Genomic DNA, 17,758 nt, shown 5'->3' on the forward strand with positions numbered 1-17,758 from the left:
GTTTTTCTCCATTTTCAGATTGTACAAAAATAGTATATCACTAAATCTTGATGATGTCTACTGTAGAAGCGGTGTTTGTCAATGGCGATATTCTACAAGACGACGTAGCCGATAATGTGTTTGACCTGCTCCCCCCTCGCGACACCTTTCCATGTGAGCTACGCGCATTTGCTCAGGACGGTCATATGTTGTGCCAGTTTGGACGATGGAGGCACAAATGAAAATCAGACATGTGATTACCTTCTTTTCTGTTATTCTGATTGTTTATTTTGCTCTCGGTCTTGCTTTTCATGTCAGGTGGAGTAATGAGCTGGTAAAGTGTAATGAAGTATTGAGAGAACAAGGTGAGTTCGTAGAACCGGAGATGTTTAGAACCGCAACGGGATTTATCTTTAACGTGACATTTTGGCCTGTTTATTCTGCTGCCAATATCTATCATGATGGGACACCTTTTGCAACGCCATGCACTCACTCTTGATATCTCATCACATTGACAAACTGTTGATTTGTATTGCTACACAGCTTAGAGCGTGATCAAAAACTAACATCTCGGATAGAGCCGATTCAGGAGCATTGCAATAGAACCGAGATAAAGAAAGGCTTCGCTTGATTCTGGGTTGCGGTTGTTGCGGCGAATAATTATTCGCCGCAACAACCGATTGCGTCCCGCCCACGCAATCGAGCGTTCCACCACCCATCGCTTCGGAATGACCGCAAATCCCGTTTGTCCAGGCGGTTTTTCAATAACATTCAGGCGTATCGCCGTGTTCTGTTGCAGCCATTCATCTAACCCTTTTTTGTATCCCTCATCCACGCGAATCTCGCGCATCCGGGGAAATGAGTGATGATGCGCGGCGAGAAGCCACTCGGCGCCTTCAGTATCCGAAATATCGGCGGGATGGACCAACACGCGCAACAAGAACCCATTTGTATCAACCCAGCATTGCCGTTTGCGCCCGTTGACCTTTGTTTCCCCCATCGTCGCCGCGTTCTCCGCCTGCTTCGGTCGTTGTGACGGATGGGGAGTCCAGGACGCTGATGGACGGCTCCGGATCGCGATTCAACGCCTGTCGCGCCAGTTTCCGCAGCGTATCATTGATTTTGATGAATGTTCCATCACGATTCCATTTGTCGAAAGAGTACCGAACGGAACTCATTGGCGGAACATCTTTCGGAAGCATGCGCCATTGGCAGCCCGTACGATTTTTGGAGAGCAGCGCGTTGACGATCGCGCGGCGATCAATTTCGGTCGGACGCCCGCCGTTGGGCGACGGCGCGGTGACGAGTGGCGCGATAGCGGCCCACTGTTCATCGGTCAGATCGGTCGCATCCTTGGTTGGATAGGATCGAAGCGCACGTCGTGGCATACGAAATTGCTCCTCATCAGAACGGCATGGTCGCCATCATGATACCACAAATCCGGTTTTCTGATCGCCCTCTTACACGGGTTTCTGTCACACCATACATACCGTATTCGATTTAATCAACTGAAAGCCAGAAATGTCATGTATCGAACTCAATGGATTACAGTTGCACTGTCGATCCCGGTGGGGCGGCCGCCCTTCGGTGAGGTAGTTGTGACGATTGGCGCAATGGCAGCCCATTGCGCATCGGTCAGATCAATCGCATCCTGCGTCGGATAGAGGCACGCTCACGTTTCGGAAGGATGTGCTTCTCCGCATCAGAAAGCCATATTCACCATCATAATACCACAGACCCGAGTCTTTGATCACGCTCTCAATGAAACCCTGGAGGCAATTGGCGCGTCCTATGGCTGCCGGTTTGCTACGTAGAACGAAAGGGGCGCCGGATGCACACACTGACATTGCGCGCACGGCTGATCGCCGCTGGCTGCGCTGCTGCCGCACTCTGGGGAATTGGGGCAGGCGCATGGGCGATCAGCCAGTCGCTGGCGCCCCTGATCTTCTTCGGGTATCTGGGAACGATTATCGCACCGGGAATACTGTTCTACCTGGGTCTGCCACCGGCGAAACGCAGCGCTGGACGTCGCCCGCTGGTGGCTGCTATTGGCATAGGGATGCTCGCTGCGGCGCTGGCGCGCGTTCTCGCACAGCACTCGATTGTGGCAGTCGAGGGGTTCTTCTTCGAGTTGTTCAGCGGTGCCGCGTCGCAATCGCGCTCCAGCGCCTGGTGCAGCGTCGTGCGCAGCGTCAGCAGTTCACGCACTTCCTGCACCTTGCCGCCAGTCGCCGTCGCCATATACCATCCGACCGCCCACGGCGCTGCGCAAAGCGTCCGCCACTCCTCTGGCGTTACCTGTTCCTGGATCATTGCACATCCCACTTTCTGTCATTGCTGTGCACTTCTATCATACACCCAACATTCAGTTCCTGGATTTCCCGCACTCCCATGTCTCGCTGTCGCCGTTCATCGAAGCAGGTGAGACAATCGCGCCCCGAACGCCGAGCCTGTACGTTCCCGGTTCCTGGTTCCTGGTTCCTGGTTCTCGGTTCCTGGTTCTCGGTTCTTAGTTCTCGGTTCCTGGTTCTCGGTTCTCGGTTCTCGGTTCTTGGTTCTCGGTTCTCGGTTCTTAGAGCCTATCCGAATAACCCGGCGGCACGCACGGCGATCACGCCACAGGCGAAAAGGTTCCAGTGGTTCGGATAGGCGCTGAGCACACCGGGTTGCATGACGGTTTCGCGTGGCGGAACGACGAACCTGGTGCGACAGGGTGGTTCCGCTCGCCGCCTGGCGACTGAAGTCGCGGCTGGCAGGCGGGAAGCCCGCCTGCGCGGGCTTGCGGGAGCGCATCCCGCTCGCCCGTAGACAAGCCCGTCGGACTTCCACGTCTTAGAGCCTATCCGAAGAACCCGGCGGCGCGCACGGCGATCACGCCGCAGGCGAAAAGGTTACCGTTGTTCGGATAGGCTCTTAGTTCTCGGTTCTTAGTTCTCGGTTCTCGGTTCTCGGTTCTTGGTTCTTGGTTCTCAGTTCTTGGTTCTCGGTTCTTGGTTCTCGGTTCTCACCATACACTACCCCAACTTCTGGTATCCTATATCTTGATGAAAGCACTGATCCTTTCCGATGTTCACAGCAATGTCATCGCACTGGAAGCGATCTGGGCGCGCGAAGGCGATGCCGACGCGATCTACTGCGCTGGCGACCTTGTGGATTACGGGGTGTATCCGCGCGAAACGCTCGCCTGGATACGCGCGCACAATGTCGTGTGCGTGCAGGGCAACCATGATCGTCAGGTCGCCGAGACATTTCAGGAACCGGCGCTCTGGCATGTCCCTGAGAGCGCGTTGCAGTGGCGCCATCACAACGCCCGACGATTGAGCGCATCCGACGTTGATTTTCTGATGTCGCTGCCGGAAGCGGTGACGTTTGAACTCGACGGTATCCGCTATGGCATGACCCATCTCTACCGCAATTACGATCTTATTCTGAGTCGCCACGCATATCGATCATTCTGCCGCACCCGCTTTCCCGACAGCGCGATTGATCGCCTGATCCTGGGGCATACTCATCGTCAGGGTATGATGATCCTCGGCGAACGCGAAGTCTGGCTCAATCCCGGCAGCGTTTCCTACCGTCGGCAGGACGATCCGGATCGGGAGGCGCACTATATCGTCATCGAGGATGGCGCCGTCTCGTTGCGCAGCGTTCCTTACGACCACGACGCTGTCTATGCCGAGGTCATGCGGCAACGGGTGGCAGCCGATGAAATGCGCGCTGTGCAGTGGTGTTTCGGTCCACGGCATGAATAGCGGCGGAACAGCGACGTTTCGCCTGTTTGCAAGGAGGCATCTATGGCAGAGCGCAAACCGGAAGGATACCTGAATGGACGACCGCTGCACCCTGAAAGCCTGATGATGAGTTATGGCTACCGACCCGAATGGTCAGAAGGCGCCGCCAAGATCCCGATCTTCCAGACCTCGACATTTATCTTCACGTCTGCCGAAGAGGGCAAAGCGTTCTTTGAACTGGCGTATGGTCTGCGGTCACAACGCGATGGGGAGCAGATGGGGCTGATCTACAGTCGCCTCAACAACCCCGATCTCGAAATTCTCGAAGACCGCCTGACCCTGTGGGACGACGCAGAAGCTGCGGCAGTCTTCGCCAGCGGCATGGCAGCGATCACCACCACGCTGCTGACCTTTCTGCGTCCGGGTGATGTGTTGCTCCACAGCGAGCCGGTGTACGGCGGCACTGATTTCCTCTTCAAACACATTCTGCCGCAGTTTGGCATCCGCGTGGTTGGATTTCGCGCCGGTACGCCGCCGGAACAGGTGGAACTCCACCTTCGTCGCCTCGGGCTTATCGAACGCCTGGCGCTGATCTTCATCGAAACGCCCGCCAACCCGACGAACGACTTGGTCGATATTGCTGCTTTCGCTGCGCTGGCGCGGCAACTGAGCAGTGCACGCCGCATCCTCACCGCCGTGGATAACACCTTCCTGGGTCCGCTCTGGCAACAACCACTCAGGTACGGCGCCGACCTGGTGCTCTATTCCGCCACCAAATACATCGGCGGGCACAGCGATGTCATTGCCGGCGTCTGCCTGGGAAGCCGCGAATTGCTGGCGCAGGTCAAAGTGCTGCGCACCATCTTCGGCACCATGGCCGGACCGCATACCGGCTGGTTGTTGCTGCGCAGCCTGGAAACACTCAAGTTGCGCATGACCGCGCAGATGAAAACCGCACGCCATGTAGCCGCATTCCTGACCGACCATCCAAAGGTGGCGCGTGTCTATTACCTGGGCAATCTGACCGGGGACGACCCGCAGTACGCGGTGTACCAGCGTCAGTGCAGCGCTCCGGGCGGTATGATCTCGTTCGAGGTCGTCGGTGGCGAAGCAGAGGCGTTTCGACTGCTGAACGCGCTCAAACTGATCCGTCTGGCAGTCAGTCTGGGAGGCACTGAGTCGCTTGCAGAGCATCCGGCAACAATGACCCACGCCGATGTCGATCCGGAAGAGCGACTGGAACTGGGAATCACCCCGGCAATGATCCGCCTCTCGGTTGGCGTCGAGCATCCAGACGACCTGATTGCTGATCTGGCGCAGGCGCTGGAGGCAGTGTAAATGGTCACGTGCACACCGGTTATGTATTGGTGATACAATCAGGTGTAATAGCGGCTGATCGCCTGGTCTGCGATCAGTACGCTGACTACGCGGTCAAGATATTTGCCTGAAATGGCAAATGTCTTGGCCTGTTGTGTTTGGGGGTCATCGATGGTCTGGTTGCTGCCGGTTTTTGTTTCGCTTCTCATTGTCGCAGCCCTGATCGAAGCCGCAGTTGCGCTGTACGCCTGGCGTCAGCGCATGACTGCCGGGGCGATGCAACTGGTGGCGCTGATGGCAGCGGCCATTATCTGGACGCTGGCGTATGGTCTGGAACTGGTCAGCACGTCGCTGGCGATCAAAATGGTCTGGAACGGCATTGCGTATCTTGGCGTCGCATTTCTGCCCATTCTCTACCTGCGCTTCATTATCGCCTACACTCAACGCGCAACATGGCTCCTGCGCTGGCGTGGCGCACCCTGGTACATCATTCCGATAGCCACGATTGCGCTCAACTGGACGAATAGCGCCCATGGTCTGTACTATCAGCAGGTCACACTGGTGAACGAAGGACCGCTTGTGCTCCTCAGCGTTACGCCTGGTGCGTGGCTATGGGTGTTTGCTCTGTATTGCTACATCTCGATAGCACTTGGCGCTGTTCTGTTCTGGCGTGCAGCCCGTGATACGTCGCCGTTGCAGGGCGGACGCTCCGTCATGGTTGCTATCAGCACATTCGCGCCATGGATCGCCAATCTGCTGCAACTCTTCGAACTCCATCCCTTCATACTGCTGGACATCACTCCGCTTGCTGTTGCATGTTCAGGGCTGGCGATTATGTGGGGTATGTTTCGCTATCGGCTCTTTTCGCTGGCGCCGATTGCGCGTGAGCATGTTGTCGAGATGATGAGCGATGCGGTCATCGTTGTCAATGCGCGCAACCGGATCATCGATCTGAACCCGACGGCGCAGCACCTCTTCGCTCCTGATGGCAGTTCACTCTTCGGTCAACGGATCGAGACGCTGCTGGCGCCGTGGCCCGTGCTGAAGCAGGCGTGCCGCGAGCCGGTCGAACAGGTGTTAGAGGTCGAATATGACCGATCAACCCGGCAGCTCTTCGAGGTCAAAATCAGCCCGCTTGTCGGTGACGGCGGCAGGATCAACGGGCGGCTCCTGATCTGGCGCAATATCACGCAGCGCAAGCGCAATCAGGCGTTGCTCCGCGATCGGTTGCGGTTCATTCAGTTGATCCAGCACGCCGCCAACGATTTCGTGCGCTGCGAAGTGACGCAGATCGACGAACAGATCGTCGCCATGCTGCAGAAAGTCGCTGTCTTCACCGGCGTCGAGCGCAGTTATATCGCCCTGATTACGCCAGAGGGCGACCGCGCGACCATTGCCTATGAGTGGCTGCATCCGGCGGCGACATACAGCGATGAACGGTTGCAACCGGTTGTCCTGTCGAAGTTCGCCCGCTGGGTCGAACAGTTGCGGCGGGGCGAAGTTGTTGCGCTTCAGTATGCCGATATTCCCGAAACACCTGAGTATGAGGTGCTGCGACAGGCACTCCATACACTCCAACTCAAAACGATGGCGGCTATTCCGCTGTTTGTTGGTGCAACGTTCATCGGGTGGATCGGCTTTGACACAATGAGCTACGCATATGAGCTCTCTGAAGCCGCAATAGAGGCGTTTCAGTTGACCGGCCAGTTAATCGCCAGTGCCATTCATCGCCAGCGCACCGAAATGGCGCTTCGCCAGCGTGAGCAGTACTTCCGTTCGCTATTCGACAATATGCTGGAAGGGGTGGCGCTGCACCGGCTGATCTACGATGAGCGCGGCAGGGCCATCAATTATGAGATCATCGATGTCAACCATCAGTACGAGCGCATCCTCAATCTGCGCCGCGATGATGTCGTCCATCGCCTTGCAACCGACGTCTACGGCACATCCGAACCCCCCTACCTGGCAGAGTTCAGCGCTGTGGCGGCGACCGGTCAACCGGCGCATTTCGAGGTTTATTTTGCGCCAATGCAGAAACACTTCTTCATCTCAGTCTCACCGCTTGGACCAGACCAGTTCGCAACGATCTTCTTCGACATGACCGCGCGCAAACAGGAAGAAGCCGAACGAGAGCAATTGCAGATGCAGTTGATGCAGGCGCAACGTCTGGAGTCCGTGGGGCGGCTGGCGGGCGGCATCGCCCACGATTTCAACAATATCCTGACGGTCATCAGCGGTAGCGCCGACCTGGCGCTGGCAATGATGCCTCCCGACTCTCCGGCATATGCAGATGTGCAGACGATCCAGCAGGGGGCCAGACGTGCTGCGAATCTGGTGCGCCAGTTGCTCGCCTTTGCCCGACGTCAGCCCGGTCATCCCCAGACGGTTGATGCAAACGAGGTGATTGAAGGGATGCTCCCGCTCGTGCGGCGCTTGATCGGCGAGGATATTCGCTTCGTGTGGGCCCCGGCGCCGTATCCCTGCGTAATCATTATCGATCCACATCAATTCGAGCAGGTGGTGATGAACCTGATTGTCAATGCGCGCGATGCCATGCCGGATGGCGGTGCACTGACGATCACCACATCCGTCACCGAGATGGCTGCCGGGGATGAAGATTCGGCAGAGACGCCGTTTGTTTGTATTACGGTTGAAGATACCGGCGTCGGCATGGATGCGGAGGTCATGGCGCATATTTTTGAGCCGTATTTCACAACGAAAGCCCCCGGTCAGGGTACCGGTCTTGGTCTGGCGACCTGTCTGGGCATTGTCCAGCAGTATGCCGGCTTCATCCGCGTCGAGAGCGAACCAGGGGAGGGTAGTCGGTTCGAGGTCTTTCTCCCCTATGCTCCTGGTCTGACGACACAGGTGGACGAGAGCCAGAGCGATGCCCAACCGGAAGGAGGACTGGAAACAATCCTGGTTGTCGAAGATGAACCGACGGTACGGCAACTGGCGGTGCGGATACTGCGTGATTATGGCTATACCGTGTTCGAAGCGGGCAACGGGCACGAGGCGCAGCAGGTTGTTACCACGCTGGCTGGCGCACCTGTTCATTTGCTGTTGACCGATCTGGTCATGCCCGGCATGAGCGGCGTTGAACTGGCAACGTGGTTTCAAACGCGCTATCCTGGCGCGAGTATTTTGTTCATGTCCGGGTATGCGCGTCAACTGCCGGATGGCGTCGACAATCCAACCATCGCCTTCTTGCAGAAGCCGTTCAGCCGCCATACCCTGTTGACCCAGGTGCGCCGCCTGCTCGACGCGGTGGCGACACATGTTTCCGCCTGACAGCATTCGGTTTCACTCAGGAGATGCATCGCTCCCATACGTGCGGAAGCGAGAACGTCTCTTACCTCATGTGAAGACATGACCGGTTGTCCTCGTCCTGACACGCCTGTATCCTGCGTCTTGTCTGATCCCCAGGATGGCGCTGTGAACCTGGGAGCGCGGGCATTCTGCCCGCGTGGGCTCTCAAGGGTGAAGTTCCTGGAAGAGATGAGCGGTTTTCTGCATTCTCGCGCGTTTTTGCCCCTCATCCCCCCAACCCCCTTCTCCCACAAGGGGAGAAGGGGGATTTTGGGCTTCCTGATAACTGAAACGAGAGAAGGATCGCAGAGGCTTCCCAAATTCGATACCCTCACCCCCATGACACGGTCGCATCGCTGCATGCGGGCGAGACGCCCATTCACCCAGGCGATGCAGAGACGCGCGCTGTTCCAGCGCGCCAGGAACATTCCAGAACGACTCAAGCAATGAATCACACGTGTATCAGCCAGCTTCTATCGGTAAATGTCTCACGCTCGACTATAATAGTGGCGGTCTGCTGACACCGTTGCCGGCACAGTCAGCAGGATGCTCAATGGCAGTCTTTCGTCTGGATCGAAGGAGCAAAGCAGTGAAGATTCCTCTCTCCTGGCGTCAGGTAGCGCTTATTGCGCTGCTCGGCGTGCTGACGCCACTCTTCGCCGCGTGCGGCGGCGCGCCTGCATCACAGGGAACCACGCTGCCGACCGCGGTTATCAATGCGCCAACGTTGCCGCCTGTGGCGGCGACGGTCAATCCTATCTCTCCAGTGCCCACCGCAACCTCAGATAATCCAGCGCCGACGCCTGTTCCTCCATCGCCCACGGCAGCGCCGGTTGAGTTGACATTCCCGCTCCGCTTGCCGCAGCCGGAACACGGAGTCGTGGCGCACCTCTACTACACCGATCGTGAGCGGGTGTTGACGCTCACCGAAATTGCCGGGTATACCTGGGTGCGCCAGCAGATCCAGTGGAAGGACATCGAAGGACCGGAACCGGGCGATTACAAGTGGGGCGAACTCGACAACATCGTCGACGACGTTGCCGCGCGAAACCTCAATCTGCTGATCAGCATCGTCAAGGCGCCATCGTTCTACAATCCGACGAACGGCTTGCCGCGTGATCCGGTGACTATGGGGAACTTCGTCGAGGCAATGGTTCGACGGTATGGCACAAAGATCAAGGCGATCGAGATCTGGAACGAACAGAATCTGGCGGTCGAAAACGGCGGCCGCGTGACTGTCGAGGATGCCGGGCATTATGTCGAAATCCTGGTCGAATGCTACAAGCGGATCAAAGCAGTCGAGCCGCGCATTTTTGTGCTGTCGGGCGCACCCTCGTCAAGCGGCGTTGACGAGCCGTCGCTGGCAGTCTCCGACGAGCGTTACTACCGGGCGATGTATGAATATAAAGGCGGGCTGATCAAGGACTATTTCGATGCCCAGGCAGTGCATCCCGGCGGCGCCGCCAATCCGCCCGACACCCTCTGGCCCGAAAAGCCGAGTTACATCCAGGGATGCAAACCGGCGCCAGATCGCTGCTGGAACGACCATCCGACGCACTACTTCCGCCATGTCGAGAATGTGCGCAAGTTTATGGTCGAGGAGGGGGTTGGCGATCATCAAATCTGGATTACCGAATTCGGATGGGCGACGCCGAACAATACTCCCGGCTATGAGTTCGGCAACTATGTATCGCTTGAACAACAGCGCGACTATATCATTACTGCAATGAAGCGCATCGATGAACTCTATCGCGCGCCGGACGGCAAGCCGTGGGTGGGGGTTGCATTTCTGTGGAATATGAACTTCGCAGTACTCTGGGGAGCGCAGGGCAATCCGGATCACGAGCAGGCGTCGTTTGGCATCCTGAACCCCGACTGGAGTCCACGCCCCTCGTTCCTGGCGATCCAGAGTTACCTGGCGGAGCGCAAACGGCGGTGAGGCGGCAGCGGGTGAGAGAACCGGAAACGTAGAACAATATATTACGTTGACCATCGTCCAGGTCCGCCGTGTTGCGCGAGGCGCCCGCTTCCGGCAGAGCGTAGACCGAAATTCATTTCGGTCACCGTGTGGGGAGCGCGATTCCAGGAAAGTTCAACCTCGTCCACGGGGTTGAACCTCTGTGAGAACTGCTTAATGGAGATTGAGAATTTATTCCGCTATCCCGCGCTAGCCGTGGGGCTGAAGCCCTCGGCTATCTAAGGCAAAGCCCGCCTGCGCGGGCTATATCGGATTATTTATTCAAAGACCATAAGCCCTGGCTGAGGTCGGGTAGGTCCTGCGGGCTGGATCAACCCGGCGCCCCCCGGCATAGGGAAAGGTGGCAGGTACGCCAGCCCCGCAAGGGCTTCCTATGCGCTCAGGGAGGGTTTGAGCCCGCACGAGCGGAGTCGCGCGCCTGACGAAGGACGATGGCGGATGGCTTCTCTCCAACCGCCACGCAAGGCAGTCGCCGCACGGGGAGCGTGAGCGTGACTGTGTTTGTTCGAGGAGGTTCAATCTCTATGAGAACTGCTATAATTCTTCAAACTCATCAACGTGAACATATCAGACTGCTGAGCTCGCAACGATGCGCTGCCATCTGATCGTCGAGCAGACGCTCAGTGCAGCACGTCGCGCACAATCTGTTCGAGCCGGTCGAGGGGAAAGGGCTTGGGCAGGTAATAATCGACGCGCTGCTCACGGGCGCGCTTCTCCAGTTCGGGGGTGGCGTATGCCGTAATGAGCACGACGCGCGTATCGGGAGATGTTTCTTTGATCGCAGTGGTTAACTGCAACCCATTCATCCCCGGCATATTATAGTCGGTGATAACCAGGGGCACCGGACGCAGCGCGATTTGCGCCAGCGCTTCGGCGCCGCTGCTGACCGTTACAATATCATATCCTCCGGTGAGATCGCGCATCAGGCGATGAAGGATGATAAGAATATCAGGCTCATCCTCCACCAGAACAACTGCCGGATTTCGGATTGAATAATCAGGCATGGTGCGATCTCCATCGCTCTGCGTCAGGATTGCAACGCCAGTCTGCCGAAAACACGACCGCGAACGACTCTCGTCTCACAACTGGCGCACACGATTGACAGTACGGCTATTGTATCACAGGGCGCGGAGTCGGGCAATATGCCGAAACCGTATGGCTCATGCATAGTAGCCGTATTCGCCGTCAAACCGCGCACTGTTCAACACCACGCCAATAATGTTGGCTTTGACCTTCTCCAATATCTCCCGCGCCCGTCGCGCCCGGTCGCGGCGCGTGCGTCCGGCTTCGAGCACCAGCAGCACGCCATCGACGCGTGTCGCCAAAACAGCGGCATCGGTGACTGCGATGACCGGCGGTGTGTCGAAAAGGACCATATCGGCCATCCCGCGCAACCGCTGGATGATTGCTTCCATCCGACGTGATCCGAGGATATCGGCGGGGCGCGGCGGGAGAGGACCGCTTGCCAGCAGGCTCAACCCGGGCACCCCTGTTTCCTGGAGCGGCGGCGGCGCATCATTGTGCGCCAGGATCATATTGGTCAGCCCGATGTCGTTCGATAGCCCAAACAGGGTGTGGAGCGAGGGTCGGCGCAGATCGCAGTCTACCAGAATAACCCGCTGTTCCGCCTGAGCAATCGTTACCGCCAGGTTCGCCAGCGTAGTCGATTTCCCTTCATCGGGTGCAGTACTCGTCGCCAGCAGGGTTTGCAGCGGCTTGTCGAGGCTGGAAAACTGGATGTTGGTGCGCAGCGTCCGATATGCTTCGGCTGCGGGCGAACGCGGGTCGCGCAGCGCGATCAGCGGAGAGTCGGCGTATCCGTTGGTGTGATTCATCTGTTCACTGCACTTCAGTCGCCTGTGCGCCGGGCACGCGGCGTTCTTCCGAAACCTGAGCGCTTTCTTGCGTTGTGTCTTGCCCCGTTGATGTGGGCAACATACGAAACCTGGCTTCCACAACGCTCATCGCATAGTGCTGCGCTGTCAGACCGACAATGCACGCCGATCCTTGCGGCACGCAATCGTTGTTGCTACGGAACAACTTCCAACTCTTCATTTTTGCGCGCACGTCTCGCCGTGAATGTCGCTCCTCTGGAGTCGCTGCTCACTGCAGGAATAGCGCCGAGCGTCGCCAGTTGAACATACCGTTCGACATCAGACGGCGTTTTGATGGTGTCGTCGAGCGCCTCCAGCACAAATGCCAGCAGCACGCCGAGCACCAGACCAAGCACTGCGCCAGCAAGCATATTGACGCGCGTCTGCGGGCGGTGGAGCACCGGCGGCGTTGCCGGTTCCAGAACCGTCATGCTGATCCGATCCGTTCCTTCAAGAAAGTTGTTCCGTGCGCTGACCAGCGCAACCATATTGTTGCCGATCGCGTCCGCCAGTCGCTGCGCCGTTGCCGGATCGGGGTAGTCGACCTGCACAATCATCTTGCGTTCGTCCGGGCGCGGCTGGATCGCAACACGCTTCAGCAACCATTCGGGCGTCCGGTCGAGTTTGAGTTCGTCGCTGATCTTCTGCAACTGCGGTCGCGCCAGCGCCATCTCGCGGAAACTGCTCATACTGTTCTGGAGCACAATCGATAGCCCATTGTCGATCCGGTTTGGCACGACCAGGTAACTCGCCTCTGAGCGGTAGATGCGCTCCTGGAGGCGACTGAATATCAGCGCGCTTGCCACTGCCACCACCATCGTCAGCAGGATAACCCACCAGCGACGCCGCAGCACGGCAAGATAATCAGACAATTGCATGTCATCCTCCTGTTGCCCGGTCTGACGAGGCGTGCGCGATTTCCCGCCAGTACGCGCCGAGAGCGATCAGAGCGCCAACTGCCAGCCCGGCCAATCCGCGCAATGCCGCCGAGACGACGCCTGCACGCCAGTCATTGGTTCGCACTGCCGGACCGGGCGGTTCGAGCACAACCACGTTGACCAGGGTGCGTTCGGGTGTCGCCGAGGGATCGCCCCACAGCGCCAGTCCACGTCGCTGCACCACTTCGACCGCTGCTACGGTCAGTGCTTCCGACAGCGCCGGATCCCCGGTTTCCGCCCATATCTGCACCACACGCCGCCGGTTTGATGCACCCAGCGCCGCGCGCGCCTGTTCCGGCGAAAGTACGATACCGGCGCGCGCTAACGCGCTACTGATCTCGATGCTGAACGGCACACCCTTAATGATTGCAGGTAGATCATACGCCAGAGCGTCTTCGGTGTCAAAACGGCGATCCTCACTGCGCGTGATCAGGAGATCGGCGGACGACCGGTAGCGCGGCGGTTCGATAAACGCCACGCCCAGGCTGATCACTGATGCGATGATCGCCGGAGTGAGAACCAGCAACCAGCGATGCCGCAGAATGGAGATGTAGGTTGCAACAGGCATAGAGAACCGGGAACCGGGAACCAGGAACCGAGAACCAAGAACTGAGAACCAAGAACCGAGAACCAGGAACCGAGAACCGGGTTCAACCTTCAACCTTCAACCTTCAACCTTCAACCTTCAACCTTACAACCTTCAACCTTCAACCTTACAACCTTCAACCCCCAACCTTCAACCTTCAACCTCCAACCTTCAACCCCCAACCTTCAACCTTCAACCTTCAACGGTTATATGCCTCTGCAACGAACGACCGCATTCGCGCAAGAAACGCTTCCTTTCCGAAGCGCTCGGCGTGGCGCCGGATGGCGTGTGGGTCGTGGCGTTCCGTCAGCATCGCGGCGACTGCGTCCATCAGCGCCTCGACTGTGTGTTCACGGAAGAAACGACCAGTTATTCCCTCAATCATCGTTTCCAGCGCACCTCCGGCGGCGTAGGCAATCACCGGACGACCGGCAGCCATCGCTTCAAGCGGTGCAATGCCAAAATCTTCCTCACCCGGAAAGACGAAGGCGCGGCAACCGCTGAACAACGCACGTCGTTCTGCTTCGCTCACGCGCCCCAAAAATGTGATATTCGGTCCCGCCATTGCCTGCAAGCGCGGGCGATCACGCCCATCGCCAAAGATTTTGAGCGGCAAACCCAGCCGCGTGAATGCCTGAACTGCAAGATCGAGCCGTTTATACGGGATCAAGCGTCCACCCGCCAGGAAGTAAGCGCCAGGCGGCGTGTCGCAAAATGGCGGCAGATCGACCGGCGGCGGAATGACAACCGCCTCGCGCCCGTAGTAGCGCCTGATACGTCGGGCAACGGCGTGCGAGTTGGCGATGAAGGCATCCACCCGTTGTGTCGATACGACGTCCCACAGGCGCAGCAGCGTAAGCGGCAGGGTCAGCGCCGCGCGGCGTGCAGCGCCGAATCCTTCGCGCGCCAGGTAATCCGGGGTGCGCCAGGCGAATCGCATCGGTGTGTGGCAGTAGCACACATGGATCGCATCCGGCTGCGGGATCACGCCTTTGGCAAAGGCGCTGCTGCTGCTGATCAGAAGATCATAAGCGCTCAGGTCAAAACTCTCGAACGCCAGCGGATAGAGCAGGACATACGCGCGAAACAGGCGACGCCAGGCGGGGAGACGCTGCATCCACGACGGACGAATATCCCACGTGCGGTAGACGTCGGGCATCGCAGCGGGATCGTAGATCGACGTATACACCGGCGCTTCGGGAAACAGGTCGTGCAGCGCCTCAAGTACCCGTTCGGCGCCGCCGTACTGGTTCAGGTAATCGTGAATAATCGCAACGCGCATGGTTCATCTTTCGCTTTTCTCAACAGGGTGCATTATATATGCGACAGAGAGTTGCTCTGTGCGATCCCTGCGGTCGGGATGACAGGCGGCGGATGGTGGTATGATGCTTCTATGGATATTGTTGAGTTTTCACCAGACATACGGATTGGTGCTATGAGCGACACTCCCAATGATGCTGCCCGGATGTTCGCTCTTGCGAGCATGGGACATGCCGCATACCATCTCTGGGCGGAACAGGCGCGTCGGGATCGCTGTTTCAACATTGCGCGTCTGTTCGAGGCGTTGAGCGCTGCGCGTCTGGCGCGCGCCGGGAACGCCTTCCGCCGTCTGGGGCTTGTGCGTTCGACGGCGGAGAATGTTGCCAGCGCTTTTTCCGGTGCAGGCATCGGCGACATTCCTGCCGACCGGATCACCGGCGTGACGCCGTTTGCGCGGGAACTGCTGGCGCGGGCGCAGCGCGCCGTGGCTGAAGGGCGCGATCTGCGCGCCGGCGAACTGGGTGATCTCTTCGTCTGCACCACGTGCGGCGAGATCCGCGAAGGTGCGCTCGAAGGCGCGTGTCCGCGCTGTGGCACAGTTCCTGAAGCGCACAAAGCGTTCCGCGCCATCGAAGCAATGGGAACGCTTGGTCCGCACGCAATTATGACCTTTCTGGAACATACGGAGGAGGCGATCCGAACGCTGGTGGCAGGGCTGGACGAGGAGATGCTCTCCCGGCGCCTGAATGAAACCACACCGTCGTTGAAAGAGGTGATCGGGCATCTTGCCGATATGGACGCAATCTTTCGTCAGCGCGCCTGGTTGCTGCTCGAGACCGTGCGACCGGTTCTTCCGCCAGCGCATCCTCCAACCCTGGAATCGGCGGATGTGTATCGTGACCAACCGATTGACCGGGTGATGGAAGCCTATCACGCAACGCGGGCGCAAACCCTGAACCTGCTGCGCGGATTGACCAGCGCGGCGTGGCATCGGGAAGGGGACCACGAGGTGTATGGAGTGATCAATCTGTTGCATCAGGCGAACTGGCTTATATCGCACGAACGTGCGTATCTCGTTGAAATGGCGCAGATCCGTCATAACCTGATCGCCGCCGATCGGCGCTATTGCGAAGCGGAAGTGACCGATATCGTTGTGACCGGCTCGCACGAAGGAGAGTGAGCATCTCAGTTCTATGGAACGTGAAGGCAAGCCATACGATATCGAGGAGATTGCACCGGGACGGTTTATCGTGCGCGACCCGCGTGCAAATACCATCCTGAAACGTGAGGGCGATCTGGAAGGTCAATTCTTTACGCTGCGCTCGTGGCGCCGCGAGGGATTGCTGGCGCGGTTGCGCGGGCGCGGATTTCGCGTCCTGACGCTTGAAGATCGCATCCGTCGCCTTCCGCCGCTTCCGGCGCCGCTTCCAACAGGATCTTCGTTCTGGCTTCCACTGCCGGACGACGAACGCTGGAGCGTGTTCGATCCGCAACACCTCGACTGGACCCCTGTCCCTGTCGAGATGCGCGACGGGATTGCCGGTTGCGTCATTCGCCAGGGACAGGTGATCCGGAGGCGGCGCGGGCGCGGCGTCCCGCGTTATGCGCTGGTTGCCGCTGGCGCGACGCTGCGCACCATCGACGAGACTGAAGCGCTGCTACACGGGTATGCCAGGGCGACCCCGGCGCGCCTGACGGCGCGACGCGACGGGGAACGCATCGTGCTTCCGGCGCACCCGCTGCCGCCGCCACACCGTCGTCTGCTGCGCGAGATGGCGATCGACACACTGGACGACTGCCTGGTGATCGAAACCAAAGCCTGGGCGCTGGCACAGGAAATATACGCCGGGTTGGGCATCTTGCTCACCCTGGAGAAGCAGGCAGAAGCGAAATGACCGCCCGCGGCGCCCGGATCACGTGGAGCGGCAGGAGCGCCCGTCCCGCTACTCTGATCGTCGTCCGAGGACGCGACGGGTCACTTCATGCGCCGCCGCCTCTGTGCCGCTGCGCCACTGCGTATCATACGCCGAACGTACAATCAGGTCACGCACCTCATCGACCGAGTCGCTGACAATCAACAGATCGATGTCGGCAGCGGCGATCTTGCGCGCCGGGAGCACCGTTTCGCGCATCCAGTTCAGCAGCCCGTTCCAGTACGTGCTGTTGAACAAAATGATCGGAAAGTTGCGCACCTTCCCGGTTTGCACCAGCGTCAACGCCTCGAACAACTCATCGAGCGTGCCGAATCCGCCAGGGAAGATCACGAACGCCTGAGCATACTTGACCAGCATCATCTTGCGCACGAAAAAATAGCGGAACGTCACCGATGTATCGACATACGGATTGAGATGTTGTTCAAAGGGGAGTTCGATATTGAGACCGACCGACCGCGCTCCCGCTTCGCGCGCGCCACGGTTGCCCGCCTCCATAATGCCGGGTCCGCCGCCGGTAATAATCGCAAAACCCGCCTCGCCGAGCGCCCGCGCCACGTCCACTGCCGCCTGATACATCGGGTCATCAACGCCGACGCGCGCCGATCCGAAAATCGTGACCGCCGGACCGACATCCGCCAGCATCTCGAAGCCATCGACAAACTCCCCCATAATCCGCAGCACCCGCCAGGTGTCGGTGCTGAGGAAATCGGTGTTGGCGCGGGGACGCGCCAGCAAACGCTCATCTTCGGTTTGCCGTTTATTGCGTCGTGTCCGCCCCCTGGTTGCATCGTCCTTTGTTGCGTCGTCCATGGTATGGTGCTCCCTGGATTATGAATCCTTTGTAATGTTTTG

General features: G+C 58.7%; 15 protein-coding genes and 1 pseudogene. 9 read left to right on the plus strand and 7 right to left on the minus strand.

The annotated features are described in order from the left end of the window. Positions 1–217: 217 nt before the first annotated feature. Positions 218–478 carry a hypothetical protein gene (locus ROSERS_RS26270; protein ID WP_157041177.1) on the plus strand — a complete coding sequence of 87 codons (261 nt, stop codon included), beginning with the start codon at positions 218–220 and terminating at the stop codon, positions 476–478. A 63-nt stretch (positions 479–541) separates the two neighbouring features. On the opposite strand, the pseudogene ROSERS_RS27450 reads toward ROSERS_RS26270, so the two are convergent. Continuing rightward, positions 542–1,367: pseudogene (locus ROSERS_RS27450) on the minus strand (IS5 family transposase). Positions 1,368–1,810: 443 nt separating this feature from the next. On the opposite strand from ROSERS_RS27450, the gene ROSERS_RS20795 reads away from it, so the two are divergent. From ROSERS_RS20795 to ROSERS_RS20820, 6 genes are all read left to right on the plus strand, one after another. Then, a complete protein-coding gene (locus ROSERS_RS20795) occupies positions 1,811–2,404 on the plus strand; it encodes a hypothetical protein (protein ID WP_041334234.1) in 594 nt (197 codons plus the stop codon). A 245-nt stretch (positions 2,405–2,649) separates the two neighbouring features. Further along, positions 2,650–2,787 carry a hypothetical protein gene (locus ROSERS_RS26275; protein ID WP_157040978.1) on the plus strand — a complete coding sequence of 46 codons (138 nt, stop codon included), beginning with the start codon at positions 2,650–2,652 and terminating at the stop codon, positions 2,785–2,787. 236 nt (positions 2,788–3,023) lie between these two features. Continuing rightward, complete coding sequence (locus tag ROSERS_RS20800) at positions 3,024–3,731, plus strand: metallophosphoesterase family protein (protein ID WP_011958720.1); 708 nt, start codon at positions 3,024–3,026, stop codon at positions 3,729–3,731. A gap of 42 nt (positions 3,732–3,773) precedes the next feature. Beyond that, on the plus strand, positions 3,774–5,048 hold the full coding sequence (locus ROSERS_RS20805) for a cystathionine gamma-synthase family protein (RefSeq protein WP_011958721.1): 1,275 nt from the start codon (positions 3,774–3,776) through the stop codon (positions 5,046–5,048). A gap of 150 nt (positions 5,049–5,198) precedes the next feature. Further along, positions 5,199–8,318 (plus strand): histidine kinase N-terminal 7TM domain-containing protein, encoded by a 3,120-nt coding sequence (locus ROSERS_RS20810; RefSeq protein WP_011958722.1) that lies wholly within the window; start codon positions 5,199–5,201, stop codon positions 8,316–8,318. A 607-nt stretch (positions 8,319–8,925) separates the two neighbouring features. Next, positions 8,926–10,275 carry a hypothetical protein gene (locus ROSERS_RS20820; protein WP_049767553.1) on the plus strand — a complete coding sequence of 450 codons (1,350 nt, stop codon included), beginning with the start codon at positions 8,926–8,928 and terminating at the stop codon, positions 10,273–10,275. A 659-nt stretch (positions 10,276–10,934) separates the two neighbouring features. On the opposite strand, the gene ROSERS_RS20825 is transcribed toward ROSERS_RS20820, so the two are convergent. The 5 genes from ROSERS_RS20825 to ROSERS_RS20845 all read right to left on the minus strand — a co-directional run bounded on the left by ROSERS_RS20825 (position 10,935) and on the right by ROSERS_RS20845 (position 14,994). Continuing rightward, on the minus strand, positions 10,935–11,318 hold the full coding sequence (locus ROSERS_RS20825; RefSeq protein WP_011958724.1) for a response regulator: 384 nt from the start codon (positions 11,316–11,318) through the stop codon (positions 10,935–10,937). 156 nt (positions 11,319–11,474) lie between these two features. Beyond that, positions 11,475–12,149 carry a CpsD/CapB family tyrosine-protein kinase gene (locus ROSERS_RS20830; protein ID WP_011958725.1) on the minus strand — a complete coding sequence of 225 codons (675 nt, stop codon included), beginning with the start codon at positions 12,147–12,149 and terminating at the stop codon, positions 11,475–11,477. A 194-nt stretch (positions 12,150–12,343) separates the two neighbouring features. Continuing rightward, positions 12,344–13,066, minus strand: coding sequence for a YveK family protein (locus ROSERS_RS20835; protein ID WP_011958726.1), 723 nt, complete (start codon positions 13,064–13,066; stop codon positions 12,344–12,346). A gap of 1 nt (position 13,067) precedes the next feature. Then, the gene (locus ROSERS_RS20840) at positions 13,068–13,694 is read right to left on the minus strand and encodes a hypothetical protein (RefSeq protein WP_011958727.1); all 627 of its coding nucleotides are present in this window, start codon (positions 13,692–13,694) and stop codon (positions 13,068–13,070) included. Positions 13,695–13,911: 217 nt separating this feature from the next. Next, positions 13,912–14,994, minus strand: a complete 1,083-nt coding sequence (locus ROSERS_RS20845; RefSeq protein ID WP_011958728.1) for a glycosyltransferase — start codon at positions 14,992–14,994, stop codon at positions 13,912–13,914. A gap of 153 nt (positions 14,995–15,147) precedes the next feature. Here ROSERS_RS20845 and ROSERS_RS20850 point away from each other — a divergent pair, with 153 nt between their 5' ends. Together ROSERS_RS20850 and ROSERS_RS20855 are read left to right on the plus strand one after the other, a co-directional pair. Next, positions 15,148–16,152 carry a DinB family protein gene (locus ROSERS_RS20850; RefSeq protein ID WP_232282698.1) on the plus strand — a complete coding sequence of 335 codons (1,005 nt, stop codon included), beginning with the start codon at positions 15,148–15,150 and terminating at the stop codon, positions 16,150–16,152. Between the two features lie 13 nt (positions 16,153–16,165). Beyond that, a complete protein-coding gene (locus ROSERS_RS20855) occupies positions 16,166–16,867 on the plus strand; it encodes a hypothetical protein (protein ID WP_011958730.1) in 702 nt (233 codons plus the stop codon). Positions 16,868–16,915: 48 nt separating this feature from the next. On the opposite strand, the gene ROSERS_RS20860 is transcribed toward ROSERS_RS20855, so the two are convergent. Continuing rightward, positions 16,916–17,716: a TIGR00730 family Rossman fold protein gene (locus tag ROSERS_RS20860; protein WP_011958731.1), complete on the minus strand. Its 801-nt coding sequence runs from the start codon at positions 17,714–17,716 to the stop codon at positions 16,916–16,918. Positions 17,717–17,758: the final 42 nt, after the last annotated feature.

Origin of the sequence: Roseiflexus sp. RS-1, assembly GCF_000016665.1 — a bacterium.
Lineage (GTDB): Bacteria > Chloroflexota > Chloroflexia > Chloroflexales > Roseiflexaceae > Roseiflexus.